At 47.8% G+C, this 7,424-nt stretch carries 3 protein-coding genes; all 3 read right to left on the bottom strand.

Annotated elements, in window-relative coordinates:
• On the bottom strand, nt 1–2,020 hold a 2,020-nt coding region (gene glgB, locus R7H07_RS11420; protein WP_411979062.1), incomplete at its 3' end, for a 1,4-alpha-glucan branching protein GlgB.
• A 283-nt stretch (nt 2,021–2,303) separates the two neighbouring features.
• Nucleotides 2,304–4,484, bottom strand: a complete 2,181-nt coding sequence (gene malQ, locus R7H07_RS11415) for a 4-alpha-glucanotransferase (protein ID WP_005374838.1) — start codon at nt 4,482–4,484, stop codon at nt 2,304–2,306.
• Between the two features lie 117 nt (nt 4,485–4,601).
• Nucleotides 4,602–7,055 carry a glycogen/starch/alpha-glucan phosphorylase gene (locus R7H07_RS11410; RefSeq protein WP_005374836.1) on the bottom strand — a complete coding sequence of 818 codons (2,454 nt, stop codon included), beginning with the start codon at nt 7,053–7,055 and terminating at the stop codon, nt 4,602–4,604.
• Nucleotides 7,056–7,424: the final 369 nt, after the last annotated feature.

The following is a 7,424-nucleotide window of genomic DNA, read 5'->3' as shown; positions in this document are numbered from 1 at the left end:
TTGGAACGCCTAAACGAAAGCGCTCGTGTGGTACGGGCGTAAAGTTGGTGATGATCAGAATACGCTCACCTTCTTTACTAATACGCTCGTGCGCTAGGATGCTCGCATCCGCTTCGTCTTGTAGACGCCACTCAAAACCAGCAGGAACACAATCTTGATCGTGCATCGCCGCTTCATTTCGGTACAAGTGGTTCAAATCTCGCATCAGCTTTTGAACGCCTTGATGACGCTCGTATTCTAGCAAGAACCATTGCAACTGATCATCGTGGTTCCACTCCGCCGTTTGACCGATTTCCGCGCCCATGAAGTTCAGCTTTTTGCCCGGTTGACCATACATATAACCGTAGTATGCTCTTAGGTTTGCGGTTTGCTGCCATTCATCGCCCGGCATCTTGTTGTGAATAGAGCCTTTGCCGTACACCACCTCGTCGTGAGAGAGAGACAAGACGTAGTTCTCGCTGTGCGCATAAACCAGCGGAAATGTGATGGTATTGTGGTGGTATTTGCGGTGAACAGGATCTTCTTTGATGTATGAAAGACTGTCGTGCATCCACCCCATATTCCACTTGAAGCCAAAGCCTAAACCACCCATAAAGGTTGGCGCAGACACACCCGGAAACGCCGTTGACTCTTCCGCAATCGTCATCGCATTCGGGAAGTGCTTGTACACTTCTTCGTTCATCCATTTTAAGGTTGCGATTGCGTCGTAGTTTTCGTTGCCACCATCAACGTTCGGGACCCACTGATCGTGGCTACGTGAATAATCGAGATAGAGCATCGACGCAACAGCATCGACACGAATGCCATCAATATGGAATTGTTCAAACCAGTACAGCGCATTCGAGACAAGGAAGCGACGTACATGTTCACGGCCTAAATCGTAAATGTAGGAGTTCCAATCTTGGTGCCAACCGCGACGAGGATCTGGATCATGGAACAGAGGCGTACCATCAAAGTTAGCTAAACCATGATCATCCGATGGGAAATGCGCAGGAACCCAATCCAGCACTACACCGATACCAGCTTGGTGACACGCATCCACGAAGAATTTGAAATCATCAGGTGAGCCAAAACGGCTAGTTGGTGCAAACAAGCCAACAGGTTGATAGCCCCATGAACCATAGAATGGATGCTCAGACACAGGCATCAGCTCAACGTGGGTGTAGCCCATATCCACAAGGTATGGCACCAACTGCTCCGCGAGTTCGCGGTAGTTCAGGAAATCACCGTTCTCGTCGCGCTTCCATGATCCAGCATGTAGCTCGTAAAACGATAACGCTTCATCACACTTTTGTGTCACTGCACGGTTTTGCCATTTCGCATCTTGCCATTGGTAACGCTTGTGATCGTAGGTAATGGATGCGAACGATGGGTATTGCTCAGAGTAGAAACCCCAAGGGTCTTGTTTGTGTGGCAACCCTTCCCCATTTGGCCCTTTGAGCTCAAATTTGTATTGTACCCCCTCTTCCAAACCAGGAATGAATAGGCCCCAGATACCGTAGTCTAAGCGTTGCATTGGATGACGACGGCCATCCCATTGGTTGAAGCAACCCACAAGGCTAACAGCAGATGCATGTGGTGCATAAACAAGGAAACGCACACCAGAGATGTTTTCACCGCCACGCTCTAGCGTGACAAAGTGCGCGCCCATGTAGTGATACATGTCTTTTGGCGTATGCAGATGCTCGTACTCTTGGTAGATATTGTGGTACTGGTACGGGTCATCAATAATTTGTTCAACACCATTCCAATCGACCGCTAAACGGTAGTGGGTCAGGTGTAAATCGCGTTGCTCTTTTAAGATGAAACCGCTGTCGCCATCACGCTCAAGCGCCACGCGAGGTTCACCATTAACAAGCAGTTCAACCTTGTTTGCGCCCGGCATCCAAACTCTCAGCGAAGCTTCGTCGTCAATGAATGGACCCAGCGCCGCAAATGGATCTGAGTAAGCCGCCTCAGCAAGCAGTTCGTATGCGCGTTCGTGTTGTTTCTTTATTTTCTTGGTTTTGGTGGTTTTCAAATCTTTCTCCCTAGAGCCAACATCCTTTTCAAGACCAGAGATCTGAATCAAACATCGGTTTCTCCACAGCCAACGTTGTGAACTCACAAAAAGACTCCGCTTCTCACGTTCGTTGCGTAAACGGCGTCAAAATACAAAAATGCCCGCTATTGTCGCGGGCATAATAACGGTACTTCATCCTAACGGATTGTGTTTTAGGAATGAGTGACCTAGACGGAACTTTCGTACCTCTGAGCTAACAAAATTGGTAATCAGCTCGTCCATCTACGTCACTCTAGGCATCTTACTTACTCGCCTGTGCGCGAACTTCAGTAAGGCGTTTAGAAATACGATTCACATCTTCACGGCTGAAGATTTCATCTAGGTTCATCGACAATTTACGACGCCAGTTTGGATACTCATCCACCGTACCAGGAATGTTGACCGGTTGATCCATTTCTAGCCAGTCTTCAAGCTGAACGCTAAGCAGTGCAGAGTCACCCGCGGCTACGTGCAGTTGCAGCGCTTCGCTTAGGTATGAATCCATTGGCACGTACTGAGCATCATGACCAATGCCTTCTGGCAGATAGCCATGCCAGCGAACACTGTCTAGAATGCCTTGTTTGCACTTCAAGCGGTCAGCGAATAGGCCTTCCAACTGCTGCTCATCAGGGTACAGACCAATCTCACGCCCCATCTTCAAGTCATCACAGTGCCAGAAACCGCGTAGTGTTGGCATATCGTGCGTACACAGCGCAGCCATAGACTGCTCAGCGTAGTGCTTCGGAGAAATAAAACCGCCGTCGTCTTTTGATGTTTCGAAGAAGAAGACTTTGTACGAATGCACACCCGCATCACGAAGGATATCAACGATTTCATCAGGTACAGTACCCAAGTCTTCACCGATTACAGAACACTGATGACGGTGAGATTCCAACGCTAGGATTGCTAGCATGTCTTCAACTGGGTAGTACAGGTATGCGCCTTCTGTCGCTTTCTCGCCTTTTGGAATCCACCAAAGGCGAAGCAGGCCAAGTACGTGGTCGATACGCAATGCTCCACAATGCTTCATGTTAGCACGTAGCAATTTGATGTAAGCGTCGTAGCCAGTCGCTTCTAAAACCTGAGGGTTAAGCGGAGGCAGACCCCAGTTTTGGCCTAGTGGACCAAGTACATCTGGTGGCGCACCGATGCTTGCATCCAATACTAGCGCGCCTTCGTCAGCCCATGTTTCGCTGCCTGAATCTGCAACACCAACCGCAAGGTCGCGGTACAAACCCACAGCCATGCCTTTTTCTTCGGCTAGCGCTTGCGCTTCTTTGATTTGATCGTCTGCGATCCATTGCAGGTACATGTACAAGTGAACACGATCTTGGTTGTCCTTAATGTACTTCTGAGTACCGGCTGCGTCGAATGTGCGGTATTTCTCAGGGAATACTGGCCAGCCCCACATGTTTGCATCTTCTGCATGTAAATCAGCATGAAGTGCATCGAATGCAGCTTGGTGTAGCAAGCTGTCGCCGCCTTTTTCAACAAAGTCCAAGAAGGCACGAGCGCGATCAGTGTTCTTGTCTAAATGGCGAGCTTTAAACTCACTGAATAGCAACGGAAGAACGCTCATTTTTAGTTGCGAAACTTCGGTGTAATTCACCCAATGAGAGTCTCGCGCTTTTTGTAAACGTTGTTGGAACTCTGCACTACCGACACGTTGTTGTGCTTCTGCACTTAGCGCGAACTCAGGTACAGAGCTTACGTCGATGTACATGATGTTCAACCAACGACGAGAAGACGGGCTGTATGGGCTTGCCCCTTCTGGATTCGCAGGGAACAGCGAGTGAATAGGGTTCAAGCCAATGAAGTCACCGCCACGAGAGGCAATATCACTCACCAGTTGTTTTAGGTCGCCAAAATCACCGATGCCCCAGTTATGCTGAGTACGCAGTGTGTAAAGCTGGATACTAGGACCCCATAGCTTTTTGTGTTGGTTTAGATCGTCTTGTTTGAAACACGCTTTCGGCGTAATGATCAATGACATCTCGTAAGGTGTTTTACGACGCTTACGACTGATGATCAGTTTGTGATAACCCCAAGCCAAGTTCTTTGGCAATGCAAACACTAGAGGGCCACCCTCAGCACGCTCATCACGAACAATTTGGGACTGAAGATAGCCTTCAAGTACCTCTCCTTGTTCTGTTTCTAAACGCCAGCTGAATTCACTCTCACGAGCACTCGTACCTAGGTTTAGTTCCACTTCGACTGGTTCGCCGTCGCGTAAAACAAGAACAGGGGCTAGTACGTCTTTTTTATGTTTCTTTTCAGCAGAAGCCAGTAGTTTTTCATCACTGCTAGTATCGTAGCCAAGCGAAGCGAGCAAGCGGCGTAGCGTCTCCTCAGACACTTTCGCCTCATCTCCCCAAGCACTGACATAGCTATCAGCCAATCTCGCCATTTCCGCGACTTTCTTTAATGCTGTTTGTTCTTTCATCGCTTTCTCCGAAGGTAATACCAACACCTTCCATGTAGGGTTTTATTGTTATCAATAACTTCTTTTGGAAAATGACCAAAGGTAGCGCTTGGCTACCTTGGTCTTAACTAGGTTCTATTAGCGTTTCACCGCTTCAAGTTTCCAGATATTGTTCACGTAGTCGCGGATTGAGCGGTCTGACGTGAACTTGCCAACAAGGGCGGTATTAAGAATGGCCTTCTTCGCCCAGCCAGCTTGATCTTTATATTGTTCGCTCATGTCTTCGTGCGCTTTCACGTAAGATGCAAAGTCCGCAAGACATAAGTACGGGTCACCGCCGTCTAGTAGGCTGTCATACGTTGCTCGCAGTAAGCCTGGTTGACCTGGTGTGAACTCTTCACCCAATAGCAAGTCCATTGACGCTTTGAGTAGGTGATCCGCATTGTAGTAATCAAATGGGTTGTAACCTTGAGCTTTCAGCGCTTTCACACCTTCAACATCTAGACCGAAGATGTAGATGTTCTCATCGCCTACTTCCTCACGAATCTCAACGTTTGCACCATCCATTGTACCGATAGTTAGCGCACCGTTTAGCGCCATCTTCATGTTACCTGTACCTGATGCTTCTTTACCCGCTAGCGAGATTTGTTGAGAAACGTCAGCCGCAGGGATAATGATTTCAGCCATGCTCACGCGGTAGTCAGGGATGAATACCACTTTCAGCTTGTTACCGATGCGAGGATCGTTGTTCACCTTGTCTGCAATCTTGTTGATTGCGAAGATGATTTCTTTCGCTAGGTGGTAACCCGGTGCTGCTTTTGCTGCGAAGAACACAACGCGTGGCGTACACTCAAAACCTGGTTCATTAAGAATACGGTGGTACAGAGACAGTACGTGTAGCAAGTCTAGATGCTGACGTTTGTACTCGTGCAGACGCTTGATTTGGACATCGAAGATTGCATTAGTATCGAGCTCGATACCCATGTTCTCTTTCACCCAAGTTGCTAGGCGTTCTTTGTTCTCTTTCTTCACTGCCATGAATTCTTTTTGGAATGTCGCGTCAGTAGCGTACTTCGCAATACCTTCAAGTTGCTCTAGTTTCGCTGGCCATTCTGGGCCGACTTTCTCAGTGATAAGCTGAGACAGACCTGGGTTACAGAACTTCAACCAGCGACGTGGCGTAATACCGTTCGTTACGTTGTGTAGACGTGTCGGGTACATTTCGTGGAACTCTGGGAATAGGTCTTTCTTAACCAATTCAGAGTGAAGTGCTGCTACACCGTTTACTGCGTAAGAGCCGATTACACATAGGTTTGCCATGCGAACCATGCGGTGGAAACCTTCTTCGATGATAGAAAGCTTCTGTTGCTTCGCGACATCACCCGGCCACATTGCACGTACGTCTTGTAGGAAGCGGTGGTTGATCTCGTAAATGATCTCCATGTGACGTGGTAGCAGGTGCTGGATTAGCGACTCTGGCCATGTCTCTAGTGCTTCTGGAAGTAGCGTGTGGTTGGTGTACGCAAATGTCTTAGAGCTGATTTCCCAAGCCGCTTCCCAAGCTAAACCTTTTTCATCCATCAGGATGCGCATTAGTTCAGGAATCGCAATCGTTGGGTGTGTATCGTTAAGCTGGATAGTCTCTTGCTTAGGTAGATCCGCTAGCGAGTAGCCCGCAGCTTCGTGGCGACGTAGGATGTCACGTACAGACGCTGCTGAGTGGAAGTACTGCTGCATTAGACGCAGTGTTTTACCTTTCTCGTGGTTGTCATTCGGGTAAAGCACTTTAGTGATGTTACCTGCGTCGATCAGTGCGTGCTGAGCTTCGAAGTAATCACCATTGTTAAAGCTTGCTAGTGAGAATGGTGCAATCGCCTGACATTCCCAAAGACGTAGCGGGTAAACCGTGTCTGATTCGTAACCCACAATTGGAAGATCCCAAGGCATTGCTCTTACTGTCATGCCTGGTACCCATTTGCGAACCTCTTTACCGTTCTCGTTAATCACTTCAACGTGACCGTAGAAACCGATCTCTTGCGCAAGTTCTGGACGCGCAATTTCCCAAGGGTAGCCTTCTACACCGCGCCATGCGTCAGGTGCTTCTTGCTGGCGACCATCTTTGAATGACTGTTTAAATAGACCGTATTCGTAATGTAAACCATAGCCGACAGTTGGGAATTCTTGTGCCGCACATGAATCCATGAAACACGCAGCCAGACGACCAAGGCCACCGTTACCCAATGATGGGTCGCGCTCTTCTTCTAGCAGATCAGTTAGGTTGTAACCTAGTTCAGCCATTGCTTCTGTTACTTGTTCGTACAGACCCATGCTGATTAGGTTGTTACCAGTCAAACGACCGATAAGGAATTCTAGCGAAAGGTAGTTAACGCTCTTCGCACTTTTAATGCGTGGATCTTCTTCTGTCGCAAGCAAATCTAGAGTAGTAAATTCAGCCAGAGCATGCCCCATTGCTAGGTACCATGCGCGGCTGTCTGCGTTTTCAATCGTATGAGCGTAAGTTACAGATAGGTGTTTCTTTACGCTTTCTTGGAACGACTTCTTGTCAAATTGTTTTTGTTGAGTAGGTTTCATTACGAAATTCTCACGTCTTTTGGTAATTCATCTGCCATACATCGTGCATTTACCTCTGTGAATAAACATCCTCCTAATTCTCATCCTTTGAAGGAGGAGGGCTGAGGGCGTAGAGGGGGTACCATTGCTAGGTTAGTGATCCAAATCTCAACAAAGTGAACTTTGCACCAGTTCTTAGTGATTTTGATCACAATGGAATGTGAGAAAGGTTAAAACCCGTTCATGACGCTTTTTATAGTCCACTCATCTGATGATGTGAAAATTGTAATATCGGTCACATTAACTCGGTCAGCGTAGAAGAACTTTTCGTAATCTATGTGCAACGCGATCTTAACGCTAACGAAACAAACGATATTTAAGTGACGACAA

The organism is Vibrio sp. Vb1127 (assembly GCF_033338735.1).
Taxonomy (GTDB): domain Bacteria; phylum Pseudomonadota; class Gammaproteobacteria; order Enterobacterales; family Vibrionaceae; genus Vibrio; species Vibrio alginolyticus.
Note: the sequence above shows the minus strand (reverse complement) of the source record. Positions and strands in the feature narration are given on the sequence as shown.

Coding starts and splice junctions, on each gene's coding strand:
- malQ (WP_005374838.1), bottom strand. CDS start 4,484: ATGAAAGAACAAACAGCATTAAAGAAAGTCGCGGAAATGGCGAGATTG.
- R7H07_RS11410 (WP_005374836.1), bottom strand. CDS start 7,055: ATGAAACCTACTCAACAAAAACAATTTGACAAGAAGTCGTTCCAAGAA.